This window comes from Thermosynechococcus sp. NK55a, from assembly GCF_000505665.1.
In the GTDB taxonomy this organism is placed as follows: Bacteria; Cyanobacteriota; Cyanobacteriia; order Thermosynechococcales; family Thermosynechococcaceae; genus Thermosynechococcus.
The window spans coordinates 623,702-646,004 of the sequence record NC_023033.1; the positions used below are offsets into that span (position 1 = coordinate 623,702).

A 22,303-nucleotide genomic window follows, 5' to 3' on the forward strand; every position below is an offset into this window, starting at 1 on the left:
TTTGGCGTAAACTTCACTGTACTAAACAGTTTAAGAGTTAAGAGAGTTTACGATTTCTCAGAATTGCCCTGTTGCCCTATGCATTATCCCATTCCTCGCACGCTCGAAGAAATGACAGCCCTCAGCCAGCAACCCGTCAATGGTGATCTAGTGGCATCAGCGATCGCCGGCGTGATTACGATTTGCCGTGCCCAGGGCCACAGTCTGGCGCAGGTTCAGGAATGGGTACTTGCAGAGGATGATCTACTGGATCAAAAAACGCGCCAATGGCTTAGTGAAGCAGTGGCAGTGGCTTGGTCAACCGTCGATGTGGCCGCAGTGACGACTGGCCGTGAGGGCGATCGCTAGGGCATCAGCGGCATCATCGGGCTGGGGCAGGGTGCTGAGATGGAGTTCCCGTTGCACCGCCTGCTGCACCTCTATTTTGCTGGCATTGCCATAGCCGGTGAGGGCTTGCTTCACTTGGGGGGGCGTGAGTTCTAGCAGTGGACAGTGCAATTGGCTCAGGACCAAAAGAATTACCCCCCGTGCTTGGGCAACCCCAATGGTATGGCTCATTTTGTAGAAAAAGAGCCGCTCCAAAGCCACTACATCTGGCTGGAGGGTGGGAATTAGCGTGTGCAGATCGTTATAGAGACTTTGGAGGCGATCGCCCGTAGGCAGATCGGCGGGGGTAGTAATTACACCAAAATCCCACACTTGGCAGGTGTCCCTGTGCACCTCAATACACCCATAGCCAAGGGTAGCTAGGCCGGGGTCGAGGCCCAGAATGCGCACTGGTGCTAACTAGCGATGGTGGTCAGGAGATCCAAAAAGGGCTTGGCCAGCCAGTTCAACCCCACCTTCAGTTGATGTTCGAGGGTGGGCATGCGGTAGAGGTAGGCCAGTCGCCGCGCCAAGTAGGCGAGGGGGCCATCAAGGGTCAGTCCTAGGCCGGCCAATGCAGCGCGATCGCGGCCGAGGGTGAGCATTTCGCCCAGGTGGGAGTAACGACAGGGAAGTAGCGGGCGATCGCTGAGACTGGCCCAAAGGTTCCAAGCAGCATAGTCCGCCTGCTGAAAAGCCGCCTGTGCCGTATGGGGAATGGGTTGTCCCTGTTCATCCACCGCATCCGCCGCATCCCCAAGGGCAAAAATATCGGGGTGATCAACCACTTGCAGTGTGGGCGCCACCTGGAGCCGACCGGTGGCAGTTTTGGGCAAATCAAGGGCCGCAATCACCGGCGAAACGGCTGTGCCAACGGTCCAAAGAACAATGTCCACGGGCAACTCGTCCACCCGGTCTTTGTATTGCAGCGAAATGCGATCGCTAGTTACAGCAACTGGCGTGGTCTCTAGATCAATCCAAACGCCACGATCTTCGAGGGCACGGCGGGCCGCCTTGCGATTAAATTCAGGGGAGGACTTCAGGATCTCTGTGTTGCGATCCACCAGCCGAATGCGACCTCGGCTTCCCAGTCGCTCCGCCAGTTTACAGGCCAATTCCACCCCACTCGGACCAGCACCAACAACGACAACGCGGATGCGATCGCGATCAGAGTGCTCGCACCGTTGCAGCGCTTCTTCAAGGCGGTAGGCGTCACTGAGGGTACGGAACGTCAAGGCGTACTCCGCCCCACCGGGGATAGGGCTTTTCGGGGTTTCACCCCCTAGGGCGAGAACGAGTTTTTCATAGGTGAAGGGGTCGCCCTTGCTGAGGTGAACGGTTTTTTCCTGGAGATCAATAGTGGTCACCGTTCCCTGATGAAAGACCACTGGTGTATCCCGCAGCAGCTCCACAAAGGGAGGGGCAATTTCCCAGGCCTCTAGCTCCCCCGTAATCAGTTCGTAAAGCAGGGGCGTAAATACAAAGCGATCGCTGTGATCCACAAGGGTGATCCCTAGGGGGGAAGACCACGGGAATTGCGCCAAGCGGAGGGCTGTATAAAGCCCACCGAACCCACCACCTAGAATGCAAATTTCGCTTCTCACCGCTGATTCCCTGATCATGCTGTCCCCCTCAGTATAACTTGCGCCTTTGTGAGGTCAGCAATTTGGGGCACGGCTAGGGGCTCGTTGAGGGCTGGTTCTGGCAGCAAGGGGCGATCGCGCCGCAGCCAAATGGCCTGCAAACCCGCTCCTTGAGCACCGCGGACATCCCCCTCCCAACTGTCGCCAATGTGCCAGACTTGGGAGGCCCCATAGGAAGCCACTGCCCGCTCAAAGATCAACCGATCCGGTTTCGCTGCCCCCACCTCACTGGAAATCCACACCGCCTGGAAAAAACGGGCTAACCCCAAGGCCTCAAGAACCCCATAGAGACGGCTATCAAAATTGGACACCACCATCAGGGGAATATCCTGCGCTTGCCAATTCTCCAAAGCAGGCAAAACATCCTCATAAAGGCACCAGGGTTCAGCGGTAGCGTAGTAGGCAAAGACAGGGGCAAAAAACGTCTCAAAATCAACAAATTGATCCAAGACCCCCGCGCGGCGAAATGTCTCTGCCGCAACCCCTTGCCACCACCGCAATTCTGCCTCTGCCCGTTGTGAAACCTCAAGCTCAGGGAAGGCGCAGGGAGGAGCCGCCTTAAAGGCCTTAAAGAAGGCCACATCCAAGGCTGCTGGATCAACCTGAACCCCGACTTCAGCCGCAAAGCGACCATAGACTGTGCCCACAGATTCCTGTAAGCCAAAGAGGGTGCCGACGGCATCTAGGGTAATGAGCTGGGGCGGATCAAGCGGGTGCATCGGAACTGGCATCCACAGCGGGTGGCGCGGAGGTCTGCTGAGCACGGCGCTTGCGTTCCTGCTCCACAAGTTCCCTCATCAAACTGCGAGCCTGATTGATTTTGTCGAGGTTACTGCGGTAGAGTTCGAGATCGCGCTTGACTTTCTCAATGGGCAGTTGGATCACAGGAGCCAGTTGATCCAGTATTTCGTTGAGGTTGACTGTCAGTTCTCCTGCCAGCTCTTGCAGGAAGGCATAGAGTCCCACGGCATGAAGGCGGCTATATTTGCCCGCGTGGTTGAGGCTGTTGAGGGGGGCACTGGGTTGGCCACTGTTGAGTTCACCAAGGATTTGACTCAAGGGGCGGCCTTGGTACTGTTGCCAACTGGCGGCATCCTCCTTCAGCTGTTGCGGGTTCATTTCCTCAGCAACACAGAGGGCATGAAAAATACGGTTGCCATCGCCCTCGGGCTGATAACCCTCCATAAACTGGTCAAAGGCAGTAACAACCCCAAGAGCAAAGAGGGGAGAGTAGCGAAAATCTACATTGACGCGCAACAGATGGATTTCGACAAGCAGTTCTTCAATGAAGCGACGGTAGATCGAGTGAATCGGTCGCGTGTAAGCCGCATAAAAGGCGCGTTTGGTATCAGAGACAGTTCGAGGATTTTGCACAAGCTCTGCCGATATTCGTTAAAAAATGTCATGATTCTTTACTATTATCGCCCATTGCGCTTTCCCAATCAATGATGCATTCGGAGCTTGCCCTAGCTATTGCCCAATTTAATAGCGGCGAATTCTATGCCTGCCATGACACCCTCGAAGCTCTCTGGCTAGAGGCCAGTGAACCTGAGGGCACGTTTTACCAAGGCCTGCTGCAAATTGCTGTCGCCTGCTATCACCTGAGTCGGGGCAACCAGCGGGGGGCAATTTTACTCTTGGCGGAAGGACGGCGTCGCCTTGAACAGTGTGATCCTGACTACCAGGGTTTAGACTTAGCAGCCTTCCTAGCAGGAGTGGCCGAGTTACAAGCGCAGCTTCACCTCGCAAAAACTCCCCTTGACTCAGCGCCCAAAATTCAGTTGCATCTTCCTGTTGCTGAATCCCTAGATCAAGCCTAGATGCCAAGACCCGGGACATGACCTACCTTTGAAACAACTACTCTGGTCGCTCCATTTACCACGTTCAGAGTTTCTCGATGGGTATCATGTGGTCCCAAGTGGGTTGGGGAATTCGGTGACTGTGCGTCCAAAGGTAGCCTGTGAGCGTCTCTTGCAGATCAGCGGCGGAGACAAACGCTCAACGCGCAGAATCTCGGCAATGCGACCGTTGAGGCGCTCGACCATGATTGGTTTGCGGGTGGCGAGGTTGGATAAGCCGATGCTGGATTCTCTTCTTCCCACAGAGATAATCGAACGGATGGCGTCCGGTGGGTTGGCGATCGCCCGTGGTAAGATAAACAACTTGCCAGGTCTTGACAGCAGCCCTCCAGAACAACAATAACAACCCCAGTGCGAAGCGCAAAGCAGCCGTCGTCAAGCTGAGGCTGTATCGCCCGATATCCCACGTAGGCTTCCGAATGGTCGACACCCTACACATCTCCATTGGCGCGAAAAACAGACACACAGCGCTACGCTCAGGACACCTGCACCGCCTATCGCAGCCGCGATGACTGTTCCTACAGGATGATAAGTGCAGCAACGATCTCAGGACTGGATGTCATAGGGGGCACACACTAAGGGAGCTTGAGTCATGAGCTTGAGTCATTTAGGGCAGCCTCATAGACCTGTAGATATTTTGCAGCAACGATTTCACTAGCAAAGCAGTCGACCGCACGAGCCCGTGCGTTTTTTCGAAGCTGTAGATGGCGCTCTGAATCCGAAAGCACCCACTGAATGCCCCGTGCCAGATCTTCTGGATCAAACGGCTGAGCCAGATAGCCCGTCTCTTTGTGCAAGACGATATCGCGCAAACCAGAGGTGTTGAAGGCAACAACAGGCGTGCCACAGGCGTGGGCTTCGGATGTAGTCTGGCCAAATGCCTCTAGCCGTGATGGAACTATCATTACATCAGCCGCGCTATACAAAATGCGTAAGCTTAAATCGTCAGCTAAATGCCCGACATAGTTCATCGAAAAGCCAAGATCAGGAGGTTTCCTAGGGCAGAGTTCGCCAAAGATTACCAATTGCAGCTCTGGAAGTTCGCTGCGTAAATGCTGAATTGCCTTAAGCAGAAGATCGAACCCCTTCCTTGGGTCCCGCCCTCCCCCCATTGCACCAAATAGAAGCAAGGGCGTACCCTTAGGCAAACCAAACAGTTCTCGCGCCAAGTTTGTCTCGAGCGGCTGCCACCGTTCGGTATCAATAGGATTTGGGATCACGCTCAATGGCCACTCGTGCATCAACGCACTTTCTTGCACGCACTGCGCCAGCCAACGACTGGGGGTAACGATGTGGATGGGATGCTTCCAACACTTGCGCTTACGCGTCCAGGTCCAGCGGTTGAGATCAAATCCTCTCTCATAGCTAGGCCGGTTGTTATGCCTGTAGCCCTCACGCCAACGATGATCTTCAGTGTAATGTTCAGCTCCGCAAAAGGCCCACATGTCATGTAACGTCCACACCACGGGTTTACGCAGCCGGCCAATATCTTCAATAGACAGCATTTCCCCCTGTACCCAATGCAGGTGCAAAATGTCGGCGTCAGAGCTATTCAGTGCACGGACCCTGCCGGATGGAAGGAACGCCGGGGAATGAAGAATCGGGTTGCCGGTTTTAAGTACTGACTTGACCAGTCCCCTGCCAAGCGCGCGGCGCAGTATGGCCAATCCTTTACCGAAGTTTGTCGTTGGCCCCTCCACCGTCCAGTCGCCAGAGGCGGCAACATCAACCCACAGCCAGGAATCGACGCCCACCCGCCTTAAAGCGTGATGAATCCGATAGGCCGCACGAGCGGCGCCGCCAATGATATCGAAGCAGTTGAGATGAATGACTTTCATGTGATACCTATGGACTCAAACAGTGGTGAGCACGTACCTAAGTAGACGGGCCAGTCCACCAGGCAGGTGTTGGGTAAATCGCCAAAGCATCAACGACTGCTGTTCAACCTTGCGGGCTGCCACAAGGTCCAATCGGTCACAGCGAACGAATGCACGACCATAGGCTACCTTCTCGGCTGGTTGCAAGCCTAAAGCTCGTAGAACTTGATTCCAAGAATAGCGAAAGTGAAAAGTTTGCGGCAGGTGGCAACGTATGACTGGGAAGAAACAGTTAGCAATTAAGTAACGCCCACCAATGCGAAGGTGTTGTGCTGTCTCATACACCAGTTGCAGTGGATCCGGCACATGTTCAAAAACATCAATTGCCAAGAGAATATCATACTCTCCGAGCATTTCCGTTTGGTAGCGGACATTCGCAGTTTTTTCCGCGCGGGCGATCGCCAATAGATGCGGATGGGGCTCGATTACCTCAATCAACGCATCGGGGAGTGCTAGTCCAATCATACGTGCCAGGGTACCGAATCCACCCCCAAACTCCGCCACACGGTTAGGAGAATGCTTTGCAACCCAATCCTTAAATTGCTCACGATATTCCCGGCTTTGGTTATGCTGCTCAATAAACAGGCCATTTAGCAGCCAGACTGGATGACGATAGAAAGCATCAACTGAGGCATCCATCACCTCGGCGTCGCATCCCAGAGATACCCAAGCCTCGTCCATCAAGCCCCACATCTGTTCCAAATCTGGATAACCTCCAAAGCGTTCAAAAACTTGGGCCAACCATTGGCGCTCTTCGAGCTTAATCAATGGCAACTCATCGGCGGAAATCCACTGCGTCAAATCAGCCATCGCACACTTACCCCCCAGGCTCAGTAGGTGCAAAAAACAACCGTGCCTTCACGCCTCTATGTAGAGTGATTCCGCAAGCGACGCATTCACGCACCAAGCCGTTCACCAGCAAGCGCGGCACATGCTCGAGAAAATGCGACGAATAGAGACGAATAGGTACGAGGCTGTGTTACTCGGCAACGGCAAGTGGTTGAGTAGGTTGACATGTCGGACAGCTCATAAAATCGGAGCGAAATCCAAATTCAGCCACTCTGGGAAATCGACAAAAAACAGCCACAACCAAGATTGACCTTAAGCATGACTCACCTTCCTTTTAAGCATGCCCCATAGGTTACCCGCAGCCCAGCGACGGTAACTGCATAAATCATAAAATATAGGGGAAACATTCCTTACAACCATCAAAAACATGCAAAAACATGATCAAAGAATGCAAAAACATGATCAAAGACATAACAATCAGCCGACACATCTTAGCACACATTGTTTGGGTGAGTGATGATGCCCAGACTCTGGATGGCCATTTCAGGAAGTAGGCTATCTATATCTGTTGTATGAGTTATCTCAGGCAGAAAGCCAATGTTGCTGAGGAGGTTCGCATTTGGCGTGGCAGTGAGACCACCTTCTCGGTGCGTCCCAGGTCAGCAAAAGGGTCAACGAGAGGCGCCGACACACATTTGCGGACATAACCTCCCCCAACATCCAGATACCGACCTTTGACGGGTTCGCCTAGCATCCAATACAGAGCTCCGGCCAATTTGCAGGGGATCGAAAAGTTTCTCATTACCAGCCCGGTATCAGCAGCGGCTATAGCGCTTGCGTAAGCTTCCTCCTAACCCGGCAAGTTTATTGTAAACACGCTTAACAAATGGTCCCTGAAAACATTTGACATTGCTGAACCTATCGGCCTGGTTATTCCTGATTACTCCTACAGGGTGCACCAAAGGAAAATTCATCGGCACGCGAGCCATATTGGCCAATTCGCTTGTCCTCCTCGTATGAGTAGCATTAGGACCGAAGCCGATATTCGAGATCAGGTTTGTTGCTGGTAGGATGGTTAGCCGACCCTCAACCCAATTCGCAAAAGTCCACTGATAATCCCAGGTATCAATTTCACCGCGATATACCGACTCGAAAATGTTTTTCCAGTAACGCGCTTCGCTTGCATTGCCCACCATATCGACTAGCCAGCCTTCATCGCGGATGCGTGGCCATTTGGACATTGCGATGTCGTAGCTACCGACCCACCGGTCACGCCATGTCGCCCAGCCCCAGATGTGCGTGTATTTCGAGAAGTAATAACTGTCGCCATTGCGACGACGACCGAACTGGAAGTTGTTGCCGCTGATCATACCAATGCGCTGGTCGTGGCGATAGCGTTCCAGTAGTTCCTGGCAAAACCGGAAAAATGTTTGGTCGGGCAGGCAATCGTCCTCGAGGATGATGGCTTCTTCCACCTGTGAAAAAACCCAGTTGATGCCGCTGGAGACGCGCTGCTTGCAACCGAGGTTTGTCTCGGAGAAATTGGTCAGCACTTCGCACTCCCAATCCACGCGTTCAACGACGGCGCGGGCGGCGGCAACCTTTTCGGCCTCGTCTTGTCGATTAACGCGTGGGCCATCGCCAACCACCAATAATTTCGGCGGCCTGGCCTTGGCGATCTCGGCAAAGACACGCTCGGTGGTGTCCGGACGGTTGAAGATGATAAAGGCGACCGGCGTGGTCAAATGAAAGTCGGGCATCGAAAACACCTTCCAAGATAAAAGGCCGCGTTGGCAAGACGTCGTTAACTGTGGAATATCAGATGTTCCTTATTCCCCAGGCGTATTGCCACAAGCTCGCCGTCAACAACCATGTTGTAACGGATGGAAGCAATTCCTATCAGACATCCTACAAAAACAAGTCAGGCGGAGATCAGCTAGCCAGTAACTTCCGGAAATAAGCAATAGTCTTACTCAGCCCGTCTTCAAGGGTTACCTTCGGTTCCCAGCACAGCTTTTCCTTTGCCAGGTTGATGTCGGGTTGTTGTTGGCGCGGTTTATCTGTCGGAAGGGGTTTGAAAGTGAGTTTCGAACGACCGCCAACCAGCCTCAAGACATTTTCCGCTAGTTCCAGCATAGTGAATTCAACAGATTAATTGGCCCAGTAAAGCCCTTTTAACTCTCCATCAGAAGCCCAAAAGCATCAATCATGTCGTCTACATAGCAGAAACTACGCGTTTGCAAAGCGTCGCCGTAGATATTTAATTTATATTTATATTCTCGATATTCTCGCATTTTAACATCTGCACCATAAAGGTAGACCTCAGAAGTGAAAGCTTGAAAGATTCTGGCTTTCAAGCCCTTGGATAGGCCAAGCATGTCAATCGCCCCATGTACGCTTGTTTTCGTACTCTGCAAAGGGTCCCGCTGATAGTGCACCGGCGAGGCGGGGCAAGCCAGGTTGTATATCTGATCGACCTCGACATAAAGCGGGAATGTCACGCCGTCCCGCATCAGCTCGAAGTAAGGATGCCCTAGCAAATGTGCGATGTTCGTTTTACTACCGGTAAAGAAGTTGTCGACGCAAAGAACATCGTGGCCATCCTTGATCAGGCGATCGCAAAGATGGGAGCCAAGAAAGCCGGCACCGCCGGTAACGAGCGTGCGTTTCATATTCTTTAGTCCGTAAAAAAGATCAACGAGTCGAGGACATGTATTCGCCCGTTACAGAGCCGTGCCTGAAAATCATCGGATCGGCATGCATACACTCACATTGCAAATTCGCCTTTTTCATCAGTATGAATAACGCATTCATCATCCAATCGATTCCGATCACGCGTAGCCAAGGTCTTCTGGTTAGCATTTCATGAAAGACACTCACCAGCGACCTGCTCATCAAATAGACACAGGTGGTGTTAGTCACAGGCTTTCGGTAATACCTGAAGGAATCGTCCTTACCCGTTTGTAATTCGTCGACCCTCAGTGCTTCACGTGAGAGTCCGCCTGCTAGATCAACATAAACAAGATGGCTGCCATGCGGGTTTTTTCTGACAAGCCTGTCGAGCAGACCCGCCAGTCGCTGCACGCTGTCATCCTTGAACACTGCGTCGTCTTCGAAGCAGAGGAGGAAATCCGCATCCGTATCCAAAAACGTCGCCCAGGCGCGAATGTGCTTGTCCGTAAGCACCATCTCAATGGCGCTGCTGCGTCGCCACCCCCCCGCGCGAGTAGCGCCCAGACGTCAAGCTACGCAGCAGAAAGCTGGCAATATGCCGTGGAAGGAAGATCGTTGGTAAAAGCCTGTAACGCAGCCAGTCACGATCCAGTACTTGATAGATGACATCCCGGAAAAACGCCATGAGCATGGTGTGAGGCTTGATCTCGGGCTGGTACGCCACCTCAAACAACTTGACATCGAACCCCGAGGAAAGAGCGGACTGCAGTTCCTCCAGGCGCGGTCGGATGTAAGCGTTGCGCTCAGCGTTGTGGTTGTGGATGAGAGCGATGCTGACTTTATTCATGATGTCTCTTGAGGTAGTAAATAAGGCATAAGTTGAAGAGGGTGATGGGAGCGGGCATTTTTTACAGCTTGTGAAAGAAGTTAGTGGTTTCCTATTTGAGACCTCTGACTTGCCTACGTTGGCTGCATCCCATACTCCCAAACCAACTCCTCCCGGATCTATCTTATCCCCGGCCAAGGCCGCTATCGCCATTTACATGCTCTTCACCAGGCAAAGCAGTAAAAAGTCAAAGCAACAGCCTATACTCTCCTTCTTGTGAATAAGAGAGGTGGCCTTTTTTATGTAGAAAATTAATTCTAATCTTAACAATAAAATACACCAAGTACTCCCCCAGTACAATTTTCAGAAGTGATTTCATGAAATGTTTCATTACTGGCGCCATACTCGTGTCTCTCTATCCTATCTTAGGCCCATACATTTAATGCCTTGCTTCAAAATATCACGAACCGTCCTAGCCCATACTTTAAGCAAATGCCAGGGAATATACATTTTTGGGCTAGACAACAGTATAAACATAGACCAATGAATCGGATTGTTAACGTACTTATTTGAAAAATATTTTGTCAAAAAATCAACAAATGAATCGGACTCAATGTTTCTATATCCAGTTGTCATCTCATTAAATGATATGGTCAGCTCTGGTGATGTCCGTAGAGGAATGCCCATTCTATAAGCGCGTATAGTGTACTCATAATCAGACAGATAGTGGGGGAGCAGCCTGGGAAAAAATCACCCACCTGCTTTATTACCGACAGATACATGAACAATCCCCGCGTAGGCAGGCAATTGATGCGTTCAGGACTTGACGCTGTCTTGAATGTGAGTTTTCTCAAATCTGCCTCGACACCTGATTCTTCTATGCATCCACTCCTGGTGTTCAGCACTTGCGGAAGTAGCATGCCACGGTACCCCTGAAGCAACTCCACAGCTTTCATGAGAAACTCGGGGCCAAATGTCACATCGTCATTAATGAATAAGACGACATCATCGTCGGCAGCGTTGCGCTTTAGCCACTCAATCCCCTGCTGCAAGCTACCAGCCCACCACCAATCGCCCACACCGCGAAGGACAGTCAGATTGTTGATTCTTTCGCTAACCATTTCACTTGTGCCGTCTGTAGAGCCATCATCAATTAGAAGTAGATGATAATTCCTGTATGACTGCGCACAAAGGCACTCTATGAATTTTTCTGTGACTGCACGCCTGTTGTACACCGGCAACAGGATATGCACTAATTCCATCATGGCTTCTCCAGAACAAACGAAAAGTTATCGCCCATGCCGAGGCCATCAAACAAACGAGTAATCACGAGTAATCACATGATTCAATTTGCTCCTATGAGCGAACGAAAGAACTTTGACGATTGCTTTTTCATGTAAAGCGGCATCACCTATATCACGAGACCAGAACCATAATGGTTTACCAGGTACTGGGTAAGTAGCCAGATGTATCCGTTGGTAATGCAGCCAATTAGAATTAGTGACGGTATCAAACCTTGCAAGCACCAAACCAGACTTCTCGGCCGCTAGGCGCATCGATTTGGGGGTAAAGAACTGAAGATGGTATGGCGCATACCAATTCATCCAGCGTTTGCCGAATAATTTGACACCCCAGCCATGTGCATTAGGTGTGCTTAAAATGGCTGTGCCGCCGCGTTTGAGAATCCCCACCATTCCCCGTAACATTGTGATTGGCTGCATGATAATATTAATTACCTGAATCATCCTAACAACGTCGAAAAATTTTTCTCATATACTTTATTATCAAACAAGCCGACATGCACTTTATAACCGAACCTCTCAGCCATACAGCAGATATTTTCACTCCACCCTGTAAACGTCGCACTCTCGTGCACAATGGTAACCAAGTGGTTCGCCAGAGCTGCAACCAATCTGCAATCCCTTCTTGGAGAGGGATATTACCACCGATATCATGGTTCCAGCTTATCGTCTGGCAATTGACGAAAGCAAACGCTGGACCTTCAATGAAAAATGAAAAATAATATACCTTAAAATAATATACCTTCGACGAAAGTTGATAATTTTCTTCGCCCCTTTGAAATTCGACAAGGTCCATAAAACCAAGACGTCCTTTACCCCGAATCCTTCGGGACAGGTCTGCCGCTTCAGGGTAATCCAATTGCTGGTAGCAGCTCTATCGCTGGCAGCCAACCGACAAAACACCTCGTAGCTGCTTGACAAAAGAACCTGCCGGAATAGCGGCTCAACAGGCTTACAAGGCTTGGTAGAAGGCGTGAGGTGTACCCCCTGCCTTCCCGCAGCATTTCAACAATGCCATCGATTTCCCCGTCATCCAGATCAGGCAGCAAAGCCCGCCAGTGCCGGATGCGTACCGCATCGGCCCGGTCCTTCTGCTCTTCTGACTTCCGGGAAGAAGTCTGCGCCGTATGAACCCGATAGCGCAGAACAATCTCCGGCACATTGACGAGACGGTACCCCGCAGCCCAGGCACGTTGCCAAAGGTCATAATCCTGCGCAAGAACAAATTCCGGCTGGTATCGCAAGCGGTCGAAGGCCTCGCGCCGCCCCATGACAGTGGGATGCGCAAAGGGTACCTCAAACAGCAGCCGCACTTCACAGGCCTCATGGGTCAAAGGGTAACGCCACAAGGCTCGCCAGTCGCCGAAACACGCAACCGCGCCGCCGCAGAAATCCGCTTTTGTCGCCTCCAGGTGCTTCACCTGCAAAGCCAGGCGTTCGGGCAGGGCAACGTCGTCGGCGTCCATTCTGGCGACCCATTGCCCGCGGGCAAGCCCGATGCCTTCGTTGAGCGTTGCCACCAGCCCGCGGTTTTCGCGACTGACCAGCCGAATGCGAGGATCCCTTGCCGCATACCGTTTGAGAATGTCCAAAGAGCCATCGGTCGATCCGTCATCGATGATGATGAACTCGAAATCCTGGAATGATTGCCTCAGGATGGACTCGATCGCCTCGGCAACATAGCGTTCGGCGTTGAATACCGGCATCAGCACCGAAACGAGCGGTGAGGTTTTCGCAGTTATGACACTCACAGCACAGTCCACCCCGAGCAATACAGATCACGCGTGTCGAAGTCATCGACGTTGAACCAACGCTTCGGCGCGATCACGAGCTTGTGCGGCTGCGAATTCAGCCACGCGCCCCACCAACTGAAGCTGCTGTTGGCCAGGATATGGTGACGACAGGCGCTCATGAGCTGCATGTCGCGGAAGCTGTGTTCACCACGGTTGTGGTCGATCACGATCATAGGCGCAGGGAGCTTCAAATTGGCGCGCACCCAATCGGGGTCGTCGGAAAAGACATAAAAGCGGGGTTCGCGCATGCGCTCCATCAGTAGTGCGACGGCGCGCGGGTAATAGGCCGATAAATCCACGCCATGCACACGGCGAACGACCGGATCCTGGACGAAGTCTCCCCTCCTCACGTGCAGGGAGACGCTTTCGCATGCCGCCATCTCCTCGACGATCTGCCGGTTCCTCTCGTCCAAAGGCTGCGCAAAACGAAAGGCTGCGCGCACGGCGTCCTGATATTCCGAAAAGTACCGTTCAGACTGCCAGTAGCCGTCGAGATACGCCTTCGGACCCAGCGCCTCAAACCCAGGCCAATAGTGAAAATGCGGCTCCAGGGCATAGCCTTGCGGCAGCAGCCAGCGCAGACGTCTGCGAACGAGCAAGCGCCGCACGAGCGGATGGGAAAAACTTCCAAGCACCTGCCGCATCTCCGAAGGGGCCGCCCGTGGCAGGTCGAGGTCGAATACCCGGTGCAATTCCAGGCCCTGGTGCAAACGCACACCATCGAACCAATCGAGATCAAAGCGCAGCGGCACGGCATGCCGAAGGGATAGCGCCAACCCCGCTGCGTATTGGAACATCTGATTGCCAAGGCCGCCGTACAACCGCACGATGATCATGGTCAGCTCAACTTTACACTCAACATGGGAACGAAGGCTGCCGATGTCCGCAGGTGCGGGTAGCCAACCATGACCGCGCCCCCCGTCGCCAGCAGCACAGCCGCCGCAGGCCCATGCCAAATGCCCAAGGCGAAAGATCCAGCGCATAGGCCAATGCCGCGCTCAGCACACTGCCGACAGCGCCAACGGCAGGCGCCACGTATGGCTGGTAGTTTTGTTGCCAGTGCGCTCATCGTCCATGGGTTGATTGTAAGCCTCGCCACCTCGAGCAAGCAACCGAACACCAGCCACTGCGGCGCGGCATGGTAGGCCGGCCCGGCTAGCAAAAACAGGAATTGCGCCGCCATGACGAAAGATTCTATCACCGACGTCATCTGCGCCGGGACACTCAACGCGACCAGAAACACGCCGAGGGTCTCAGCCGGCCAGTGCCGCTCCAGCACGAAGCGGTAGCCATTGCCCTCCAGCCACATCGCCCCGGTCACGAGGGAAGCGCCAGTAGTCCCGCTCCTTGAAAAAAGGCGGCGCTGGCTGCTGTGGGGCCGTCGCCTGCCGGGCAGTGAGCCCCATCCGGTAGATGGCCACACGAACGCCCAGGAACGCCAAACCAGCCCCCGTGGCCTGCCCGGCAAACCAGAAGACGGCGTCTGCTTGCCACAGCACGGCGAGTGTCGCGGCCAGGAGCGGCAATCCCGCTGCGATAGCCCCCCATGCCACGGCTGCCAGGCGGTGCCCCAGTGCGTTGATCACAGCCCCATAAGCCTGTGCTGTGCGGCGGTCGAGAACACGATGAATGCGGCGACCGCCACGCCCGCCACCAGGGCAAACGCCCAGCCATGGGCAATCAGTGCGCCATACCAGACGCCTGCCGCCGCACCGAGCGCCAACGCGAACCAGCCCCAGTAAATCAGGTTCTCCCTCAGCCGCAGCCCTAGTTCGGCGCCATCGTGCCATTCGTGCAGGTGCCGTTGCAGCCACTGACCCGATGGGTTTATGAACAACAAGCCTGCAAATGCAGCGAACCCGTTCAGGAGTGCGACCAGAGCATACTCGGAAGGCGGCAGGAGCCGGGTCATCGCCGCAAAGCCGCCAAGCGCGACAACGGCATTCAACACGCGCCCGACCGCGATGATGACCGCTTCGCTCTTGTTCATTCGGGACAAGCCTTCAGCGCGGCGACGATGCCGCCGGCCACGGTCTTGGCAAAACATTGCACCGAGAAACGCTGCGCGGCCTCCGAGACCAGAAAGGCAGCGATCGCCCGCTGATAGGCGAGATAGCGATCTTCCGGCATGGAACGCAGGAAAACGTAGAGATCAGCGTAGGAGGCAAAGCGCCGGCGGTCGATGAAACAGTCCGCGGGGATATATCGGTGACATCCTCGGCGCCCCAATACACCGGCACATTGCCGGCACAGAAAACGCATCGAAGATCTTTTCCGTGATATAGCCGCGCAGCCCCGCGACGTTTTCATAGACGAGGGAAGAGCGCGCCCGTTCGAGCACCGGCGCCTTGGCGGGTATGGCGCCCCGCCACGAGGGAAACCAACGCACAAATCTGGGCAAGCTCCTTTCGACCTTATGAATGACCCCACCCAGCCGAGTCGGGAGTCGTGGTGACAAATCCCACCCGGGGCCATAGAGCGCAAAATCCTGCGGCGCATGGCGTTCGAACCAGCGAATCGCCCGCACCCGCTCCCGATAGAGATCCTGAGCGGGTCGCCAGACCGGCAGTGCCTTGTTGGCGGCAATCATCACCAGAAGCTGGGGCCGCCGGGCGTAACCATCGACCCTGCCCTTGCCCAAGGGATGCGCCAACCGAATCTGGGTCGCCAGACCCTTTTCGACCAGCTCCGGCATCCACGTGAACACCCCCTGGTACCGGCGCAACCGGTGCTCATCGACATTGGGCGGATGCACCAGCCCGCATTCCATCAGGATCGCAAAGGTGGGAACGGCATGCCGGGTCGCATGGGCGTTGACGTGAATGACGAAATCCGCCTTTCGGCCGTGGAGATCATCCGTGGCCAGCAGTTCCAGACCCGCTGCCCGAAGTTCATCGCGCAACGCCAGCCAAGGGCGGCTTAACCCGTCACGCGTGCTCGGGTCGAGAAACGCCGCTGCGGAACCGTTAGTGTAGGAAAGAGCACCGAGCAGCGCTGCCGAAGGGGATGCAGAAACAGCCCGCATCATTCACTCAGAGGCGACATGAGTAGGGACGAGGTTTTTCGCCGCCCAGCTCTCCCAGACAAACTCATAGTTCCACATCTCGACATGACTTGCCGCCAGCTTTTCACGAAGCGCACGTCTGCGTTCCATTGCATTCGGAACGAAGTGATGAAACTGGATCTGGAGAAAACGCACCCGCTCGATCCATTTGAATGCCTAGGAAAACATCGCCTTAAGACTCGGCATCACGGCATTTCTCAAATGTAAATATTGCCAAGCAATATTTTTGTTGACCCGTGTGCAGCAGGGCTTTCTCTAAATCTTCAGATACCACAAACTTATTACTATCCTCCGCGTATGCCAATCCTTTAAGCAGCAAGCCTTGCTCCGCTGCATACCGAGCTATCTTGAATGGATCAATAATACAGTGCGCATTGAATTCCACGCGCTCGCGACCAACAGGTGCCGACAAGTAAAAGATCCCACCAGGCTTGAGCATTTTTGCCATATTCTTTAAACCCAGCAAATGCCCATCCGGTGCGATCGGATCGCCATAGCGGCCCAATCCGAAATGCTCCAACGCATGCAGGCACGACAATGAATCACAATAATTGTGAAATGAATCTGGCAGATTCATCACATCTGCTTGCTTGAACACAATGCCAGGAACTGGCGCAGTAATCGGCCGCACATCAATTACCTCGATCTCCCTGAAACTTGCGACGTGTGCAACAAAACCGTCTACACGGGAACCCACATCGACATGTTTTTCGGGAGCGTCCGCATGTATCAGCCGGGCAACATAAAGGTCCTGCCAGAAGTATTCGTTGGAGGTGGAGCCCCCTTCTTCAAACCAATCGTGCAAACATGGCATGAATGAGATTGAGCCACCGTACCTTGCCTTGAATCGTAACAAGTCGGCCAAGTAAGCGGGGCAACCCCTTGAGTGCCCTGCCAAAACGCCTCACGTCCAGACCGAGCTGGACACATAATAGCCAATGCAATTTATAAAGAAGGTTTCTCACACTCGACATTCAAGCTGATCAGAAATAGTAAGTAGCGAAACCGTTCCCGCGTCATCAAATTTGTTTCCAGCGTTGTTGCCATCGACGATTATCGACAAAAATTGCATTTATATAAGTGTCGGCATACAAAAAATAATCATTTTGCAGCATTTCATTTAATATCTCTTGTCTTCTTTTCGGCTCTTGACGCGTCTCATATTCAATTACCTCGACACATACACAAAAAGGCCTAAATTTTTCCCATTCGATTGCCTCAATTATTTCGTAGTCAAGCCCCTCAACATCTAGATTCAAAAAGTCCAAATAGTCAAATTCTGACAAGATTTCATTTATGCCTTTTACTTCGACTGAAACAGTATCAATGATACGATGCCCGTTTGCCACATAACGGCGAGCCTCTTCCTCAGAAAATGTGCTCAAGGTAGGAGGATCCATTATAAAAAAATCTGCATACCCATGCGTCGCAGAAATACCGCATTGCATAATTTTGTCTCGTTGTCGCTTTCGTCGAAGAAGTTTTGCATAGTATGGGTTGGGCTCAACCAAAACCCCACTATGTCCAGCTGCATATAATAGGGCTGTATTCGATAGAAAATAGGGGTGATGGGCTCCAATATCTAGATATCGAAGTTGCTTTTTACCGTTAGTAAAGTTGGTCAAGATAAAATTTATAATTAAATCTTCTCCACACTGGGAATAAGAAGTTCTTTTGTAAAAAGAAGACGGAACATTGCTCTCAATTATCTGCTTCAACATACGCATAAACACCGCTTTCAAGTTAAACATAAACACCGTTTGCGTGCGGCACGTAGGCCTGGGAGTAATCATCCACATCGGCATGCTCGGTGTGCCGCCAGTCGTAGCGGCGCACGTTGACGAAGCCCGCCTCGGTGAGGTTGCGCGAAAGCGAGTCGAAGTCGAAGACGTTGTAGTGGATGTTGTAGAGATAATCCTGCCGGCCAAACAGCGGGCCGATCACGAGGTCGAGTTTGCCGAAGCGGCGGTAGACCTCGCAGATCTGCGCGAAGTCTGGCACGGAGATGCGCAGCACCCCGCCCGGCCTGAGCACGCGATGCCATTCCTTCAGCACCCGCGGCACGTCACGCCGCTTGAAGTGTTCCAGCACATGGCAGTTGTAGATGAGGTCGACCGAGCCATCCGGGATGAACGACAGGTTGTCGATGGTAGCGACATGGTCCACATGGGGATAATCGATGGCATCGATATGGACGAAGCCGGGAATGTGGCGCTTGCCGCAGCCCAGGTGGAGTTTCATGATCTTACCCCCTTTGCGTTCAAGGCCTGGCGCCCGTTTTCCCGCCGGATTTCGGCGGGGAGCAAGGTTTTCACAATGCGCGCCGGTACGCCAGCAACCAAGACGTCCTCTGGCACATCCTTCGTTACAACCGCTCCCGCAGCAACGATGCTGCGGCTGCCGATTCTGACCCCCGGAAGAATGATGGCGCCTGTGCCAATCCAGACATCGTCGCCGATTTCGACGGATTGATTGATGCCGACCGCGGTGATGGGCAGTGCAGCAGGATCGTGCGTGGGAGTCACGATGCGGGTATCAGCCGCGATGGCGCAGCGTTCGCCGATGCTGATATGGCCTTGCGAGGAAGCCCACAGGTAAACGCCGGGGCCTATCGAGGTGTTGGCACCGATGCGGACATGCCGCGACCATGCGATTCTGACGCGATCGTAAATTTGCGCACGCGGCCCCAAGTACCCCAGCCGCAGACGGAAATAGGTCATACGGATGCGCATGAAAGCTTTGCTCGGGAGGGCGAAGGCGTAGGCGATTGATTTCGCAAAGGTCATCTCATCAGCTTTGTAAGCTTCGTATCATAGTATCTGCTAAGGGGGGCGGGCGTCTAGGGATTAGTATACTCAGAGATTGCAGCCCCACTCTCAGGGTGTTTTAGGCAGAGTTCTGTACTACCTATGTTGACTTCAGGACTTGTCTCCCAATCTTTTGGTTAAGGCAGTCAGAATCCAGTACACTGACTGGCATCAAGCTTCTTTGGCACCAGGGTCATGACTCAAGCAGCGTGGTTAGAACTGGTCAAATCAGTGAGTGAGCAGGGCGTCCAGTTACCCACCGGCGGACTGAAAATTGGCCGTGCCCCTGATAACGACCTTGTTCTCAACGATCCTTCTGTTTCCCGCCACCATGCTTACTTGGGATGGCAAGAAGGGAGAGTACATTTAACTGATCTGGGCAGTAAGGCAGGTACCCATCTCAATGGCCAGCCAGTTGTGCCCAATACCCCTATTCCTCTAGAAAATGGTGACTTAATCACGCTTGGCAACTCAGCAGTGCGTTTTCGCCTGGTTTGGCAGTATCAGGAATATCAGCCCGGCACTCTCGAGGTGGGTGGGCCTACTGAAGTTCCTGTGGTTGAAGTTCGCACAAAAACGTGGCGACAACGTTGGGGATTAAGGGAGCAAACTAGTCTTTTGGGAACGCATCCTGGCTGCGATGTCGTGGTGGATACTCCTGAACTGCTGCCCTGCCATTTGAAGTTGCGCTTTGTCGATCAGCATCTTCAGGTCATTGATCTCAGTAACCCGCAGCCAGCGATGCACCCGTATTTGGGAATCGGGGAAAGCTATGCTCTGACAGAGTTTGTTACTCTCACCTATGTAGGACAGGAGTTGCCTGATTGCATTGATACCCAGCGCCATGCCATTGCCTTTAGCCCAGCGACAGAGTTGCGTTTGACCAACACGGCAACGGTACTCGCCATTCCTGAGGCAGATGGCACACCCACTGTCCCTGTGAAGACGATTTCGCTGGTGGGATACAACACGTTCACGATCGGCCGCGATCCTAGTAATGATTTAGTCATTGAGCATCCGACAGTCTCGCGTCACCACGCCAAAATTGAGCGCCGCAATGGCGATTTAATTCTCACGGACTTGGCATCCAGCAACGGCACGTTTGTCAACGGCCGTGAGGTAGAAACACCCACACTGCTGCGGGTGGGGGATAGTATCCGCATTGGCAGCGATCGCCTTGTTCTCAATGTCGATGAAACCCTGACCCAATATGCTGAATCGGGTCACATGCGCCTGGATGCCATCAACCTCACTAAGGTGGTGGGTAAAGGGACGCGAATTCTCCACGATATTTCCCTATCAATCATGCCCAAAGAGTTTGTGGCCATTCTGGGTCCCAGTGGGAGCGGTAAGTCAACACTCCTCGATGCCCTCAATGGATTGCGGCCAGCAACAACGGGAACTGTACTGGTCAATGGCACAAATTTCTACCGCAACTATCAGGCCTTTCAAGCGCAATTGGGCTATGTACCACAGAAAAATATCATTCACGAGGAACTGACGATCGCCCAAGCTTTGGAATATGCAGCAAAACTACGGATGCCCCCCGATACAACTGCAGCAGAACGCCAACGGCGGGTGACAGAGGTGTTAACAGAATTGGGACTGAACCACCGTCGGGATGTGCCCATTTCGCGTCTGAGTGGGGGTCAACAGCGGCGAGTATGTATTGGAGCAGAATTGCTGACCCAGCCCAGTCTTTTCTTCCTCGATGAGGCGACCTCTGGCTTGGATCCCGGCACTGAGGCGGACCTGATGTTTTTGCTGCGGCAGTTGGCAGATCAGGGGCGAACGATCCTCATCATTACCCATGCCACCCAAAACATCCGGGAGTGTGATCTGGTGATCTATTTGGCGGAGGGCGGACGGCTCGCCTACTTTGGCCCCCCTGATCAACTGCTGCCCTATTTCCGCGCCACCTTTGGCGATCGCTTGAGTGGCATCAAGCTCGAGGATTTCTCTGGCATCTACCGTGCCTTAGACAAGGAGAAAAACCCCCATGCCCCCACTTCAGAAGAGCTAGAGCAGGCCTACCGGCGATCGCGCCTCTATCAGGAATATGTTGTGGGACGCCAACAGGCGCTGGCTTACATGCCCGATGAAAGTCAGCGGTCCCCCAAGGGCAAGTCCGGTCGCAGCAGTGAACCGAAATCCAAAATCTCCCCTTGGCAACAATTTCTCATTCTCATCCACCGCAATCTCACTATCCTCAGTCAAGATCGCATCCAGCTGCTGCTGACCCTCTTAATTGCTCCCTTGCTCGCTAGTCTGAATTTTGTCTCTTGGCGGCGGGATCTCTTTAATCCCGAAACGGGGAATGGGGGTCAAGCCCTGACGATGATTTTTGTCACCAGTCTCATTGCGGTGATGATTGGTGCGATGACGACAATGCGCGAGTTGGTCAAGGAGGTGGAAGTTTATCGGCGGGAGCGGTTGGTTGGCCTGCGACTGTTGCCCTACCTTGGCTCTAAGGTGGCGATCGCCCTTGGTCTGGCCCTTTATCAAGCGGCCACCTACCTTGCGGTAACAAAACTAGCAGTGGATTTACCGGGAGATTGGGGTGTCACCTTTGCCATGTACATCACCTTTGCCCTTGCCATTTTTGGCGGTATGGCGATGGGCCTTTTGGTGTCTGCCCTGGCCCCTAGCCAAAACATTGTGCCTCTGCTGGTGCTAATGTTTTTAGTACCACAAATTATCTTTAGTGGCGGTATTCAGCCCGTTTCTTCCTTTGGGTTGCCGGGGCAGATCATCAACCATCTGACGGTGATTAAATGGCCCTTTGAGGCGATGGTAAAGCTCACGGGTATGGGAGATGACATTGCCAATGACCCCTGTTGGCGGGAGCCAGAGGAAGAGCGGCAAAAAATGACCGAACAGATGCAGCGGGAGTTTTGTCTTTGCTATGGCCCCGGCCTCTTTCAAACCTGCAACTTCCCCGGAATTCGCTCCAAATACGTACCCACAGTGGATGAACCCGCACCGCCGCAGCCAGAGCCTCCCGGCGATCCCCCCAATGATCCGGCGGCGCTCCAGGACTACCTCCGACGGCTGCAAGCCTATCAGGCGGCAATGGACGAGTGGGAAGTAAAATACTCCGAGTGGAATCGCCAGCGCAGTCGCGCCATCAATGAAGCGCAGGGCACCATCAGTCGCTTCCAGCGGGATCAAGGGTATATGTTTACCGTGAATGTGCAACGCCATTGGCGGGATCAAAGCCTTCTCATCTTGGCAATGCTGGTGGCTTTACCCTTCTGTCAAAAACGCCGGGACTTTGGCCGTTGAAATCCTGCAAGCTTTTAGGC

The 22,303-nt window shown here is 53.5% G+C and carries 25 protein-coding genes and 2 pseudogenes; 3 read left to right on the top strand and 24 right to left on the bottom strand.

What is annotated here, in order from left to right:
- The first annotated feature begins 78 nt into the window (after positions 1-78).
- Positions 79-348: a hypothetical protein gene (locus tag NK55_RS03020; protein ID WP_024124356.1), complete on the top strand. Its 270-nt coding sequence runs from the start codon at positions 79-81 to the stop codon at positions 346-348.
- On the opposite strand, the gene ruvC is transcribed toward NK55_RS03020, so the two are convergent.
- Genes ruvC through psb29 form a run of 4 tightly spaced genes read right to left on the bottom strand, consistent with a single transcriptional unit; the run spans position 298 to position 3,383 of the window.
- Complete coding sequence (gene ruvC / locus NK55_RS03025; protein ID WP_024124357.1) at positions 298-777, bottom strand: crossover junction endodeoxyribonuclease RuvC; 480 nt, start codon at positions 775-777, stop codon at positions 298-300. The two genes, NK55_RS03020 and ruvC, sit on opposite strands and share 51 nt — an antisense overlap.
- Positions 778-782: 5 nt before the next feature.
- On the bottom strand, positions 783-1,988 hold the full coding sequence (locus tag NK55_RS03030) for an NAD(P)/FAD-dependent oxidoreductase (protein ID WP_024124358.1): 1,206 nt from the start codon (positions 1,986-1,988) through the stop codon (positions 783-785).
- Complete coding sequence (locus NK55_RS03035; protein WP_024124359.1) at positions 1,985-2,728, bottom strand: HAD family hydrolase; 744 nt, start codon at positions 2,726-2,728, stop codon at positions 1,985-1,987. Before NK55_RS03035 ends, NK55_RS03030 begins: the two co-directional genes overlap by 4 nt.
- A complete protein-coding gene (psb29, locus tag NK55_RS03040) occupies positions 2,715-3,383 on the bottom strand; it encodes a photosystem II biogenesis protein Psp29 (protein WP_024124360.1) in 669 nt (222 codons plus the stop codon). The genes NK55_RS03035 and psb29 overlap by 14 nt, the downstream gene beginning before the upstream one ends.
- Positions 3,384-3,454: 71 nt before the next feature.
- Between psb29 and NK55_RS03045 the strand changes: the two genes are divergently transcribed.
- On the top strand, positions 3,455-3,829 hold the full coding sequence (locus NK55_RS03045) for a DUF309 domain-containing protein (protein WP_041429023.1): 375 nt from the start codon (positions 3,455-3,457) through the stop codon (positions 3,827-3,829).
- A gap of 67 nt (positions 3,830-3,896) precedes the next feature.
- Here the strand turns inward: NK55_RS03045 and NK55_RS13060 are convergent.
- From NK55_RS13060 to NK55_RS14140, 20 genes and pseudogenes are all read right to left on the bottom strand, one after another.
- A pseudogene (locus NK55_RS13060) lies at positions 3,897-4,154 on the bottom strand (integrase core domain-containing protein); the annotation flags it as partial.
- 304 nt (positions 4,155-4,458) lie between these two features.
- The gene (locus tag NK55_RS03050) at positions 4,459-5,706 is read right to left on the bottom strand and encodes a glycosyltransferase family 4 protein (protein ID WP_024124362.1); all 1,248 of its coding nucleotides are present in this window, start codon (positions 5,704-5,706) and stop codon (positions 4,459-4,461) included.
- A 15-nt stretch (positions 5,707-5,721) separates the two neighbouring features.
- Positions 5,722-6,555, bottom strand: a complete 834-nt coding sequence (locus tag NK55_RS03055) for a bifunctional 2-polyprenyl-6-hydroxyphenol methylase/3-demethylubiquinol 3-O-methyltransferase UbiG (RefSeq protein WP_024124363.1) — start codon at positions 6,553-6,555, stop codon at positions 5,722-5,724.
- Between the two features lie 794 nt (positions 6,556-7,349).
- Positions 7,350-8,294 (bottom strand): hemolytic protein HlpA, encoded by a 945-nt coding sequence (locus NK55_RS03060; protein WP_024124364.1) that lies wholly within the window; start codon positions 8,292-8,294, stop codon positions 7,350-7,352.
- A gap of 172 nt (positions 8,295-8,466) precedes the next feature.
- Positions 8,467-9,206 (bottom strand): annotated as a pseudogene (locus tag NK55_RS03065) (GDP-mannose 4,6-dehydratase).
- 22 nt (positions 9,207-9,228) lie between these two features.
- Positions 9,229-9,723 carry a hypothetical protein gene (locus NK55_RS03070; protein ID WP_041429024.1) on the bottom strand — a complete coding sequence of 165 codons (495 nt, stop codon included), beginning with the start codon at positions 9,721-9,723 and terminating at the stop codon, positions 9,229-9,231.
- A 1-nt stretch (position 9,724) separates the two neighbouring features.
- Positions 9,725-10,054, bottom strand: coding sequence for a hypothetical protein (locus NK55_RS03075; protein ID WP_041429025.1), 330 nt, complete (start codon positions 10,052-10,054; stop codon positions 9,725-9,727).
- 632 nt (positions 10,055-10,686) lie between these two features.
- Positions 10,687-11,298, bottom strand: coding sequence for a glycosyltransferase family 2 protein (locus NK55_RS03080; protein WP_081711751.1), 612 nt, complete (start codon positions 11,296-11,298; stop codon positions 10,687-10,689).
- A gap of 45 nt (positions 11,299-11,343) precedes the next feature.
- Positions 11,344-11,778, bottom strand: a complete 435-nt coding sequence (locus NK55_RS03085) for a hypothetical protein (RefSeq protein WP_041429027.1) — start codon at positions 11,776-11,778, stop codon at positions 11,344-11,346.
- A 401-nt stretch (positions 11,779-12,179) separates the two neighbouring features.
- Positions 12,180-13,085 (bottom strand): glycosyltransferase, encoded by a 906-nt coding sequence (locus NK55_RS12340; RefSeq protein WP_051372769.1) that lies wholly within the window; start codon positions 13,083-13,085, stop codon positions 12,180-12,182.
- Positions 13,082-13,963, bottom strand: a complete 882-nt coding sequence (locus NK55_RS03095; RefSeq protein ID WP_024124365.1) for an alpha-1,2-fucosyltransferase — start codon at positions 13,961-13,963, stop codon at positions 13,082-13,084. Before NK55_RS03095 ends, NK55_RS12340 begins: the two co-directional genes overlap by 4 nt.
- A 2-nt stretch (positions 13,964-13,965) precedes the next feature.
- Positions 13,966-14,328 carry a hypothetical protein gene (locus NK55_RS03100; RefSeq protein ID WP_157869643.1) on the bottom strand — a complete coding sequence of 121 codons (363 nt, stop codon included), beginning with the start codon at positions 14,326-14,328 and terminating at the stop codon, positions 13,966-13,968.
- A gap of 52 nt (positions 14,329-14,380) precedes the next feature.
- Positions 14,381-14,533, bottom strand: coding sequence for a hypothetical protein (locus NK55_RS13065; protein WP_157869644.1), 153 nt, complete (start codon positions 14,531-14,533; stop codon positions 14,381-14,383).
- A 176-nt stretch (positions 14,534-14,709) separates the two neighbouring features.
- Positions 14,710-15,117, bottom strand: a complete 408-nt coding sequence (locus NK55_RS03110) for a hypothetical protein (RefSeq protein ID WP_041429030.1) — start codon at positions 15,115-15,117, stop codon at positions 14,710-14,712.
- The gene (locus NK55_RS13430; RefSeq protein ID WP_162147168.1) at positions 15,114-15,257 is read right to left on the bottom strand and encodes a hypothetical protein; all 144 of its coding nucleotides are present in this window, start codon (positions 15,255-15,257) and stop codon (positions 15,114-15,116) included. Before NK55_RS13430 ends, NK55_RS03110 begins: the two co-directional genes overlap by 4 nt.
- A gap of 22 nt (positions 15,258-15,279) precedes the next feature.
- A complete protein-coding gene (locus NK55_RS12345; RefSeq protein WP_051372770.1) occupies positions 15,280-16,155 on the bottom strand; it encodes a hypothetical protein in 876 nt (291 codons plus the stop codon).
- A 208-nt stretch (positions 16,156-16,363) separates the two neighbouring features.
- Entirely contained in the window at positions 16,364-17,056 is a 693-nt protein-coding gene (locus tag NK55_RS03125; RefSeq protein WP_200865511.1) for a DUF268 domain-containing protein, read from the bottom strand.
- A gap of 154 nt (positions 17,057-17,210) precedes the next feature.
- Positions 17,211-17,942 (bottom strand): FkbM family methyltransferase, encoded by a 732-nt coding sequence (locus NK55_RS03130; protein ID WP_200865512.1) that lies wholly within the window; start codon positions 17,940-17,942, stop codon positions 17,211-17,213.
- Positions 17,935-18,432 carry a methyltransferase domain-containing protein gene (locus NK55_RS03135; RefSeq protein ID WP_024124368.1) on the bottom strand — a complete coding sequence of 166 codons (498 nt, stop codon included), beginning with the start codon at positions 18,430-18,432 and terminating at the stop codon, positions 17,935-17,937. Before NK55_RS03135 ends, NK55_RS03130 begins: the two co-directional genes overlap by 8 nt.
- On the bottom strand, positions 18,429-18,977 hold the full coding sequence (locus NK55_RS14140) for a DapH/DapD/GlmU-related protein (protein WP_024124369.1): 549 nt from the start codon (positions 18,975-18,977) through the stop codon (positions 18,429-18,431). Before NK55_RS14140 ends, NK55_RS03135 begins: the two co-directional genes overlap by 4 nt.
- A 216-nt stretch (positions 18,978-19,193) precedes the next feature.
- Between NK55_RS14140 and NK55_RS03145 the strand changes: the two genes are divergently transcribed.
- On the top strand, positions 19,194-22,283 hold the full coding sequence (locus NK55_RS03145) for an ABC transporter ATP-binding protein/permease (protein ID WP_024124370.1): 3,090 nt from the start codon (positions 19,194-19,196) through the stop codon (positions 22,281-22,283).
- The last annotated feature ends 20 nt before the right edge of the window (positions 22,284-22,303 follow it).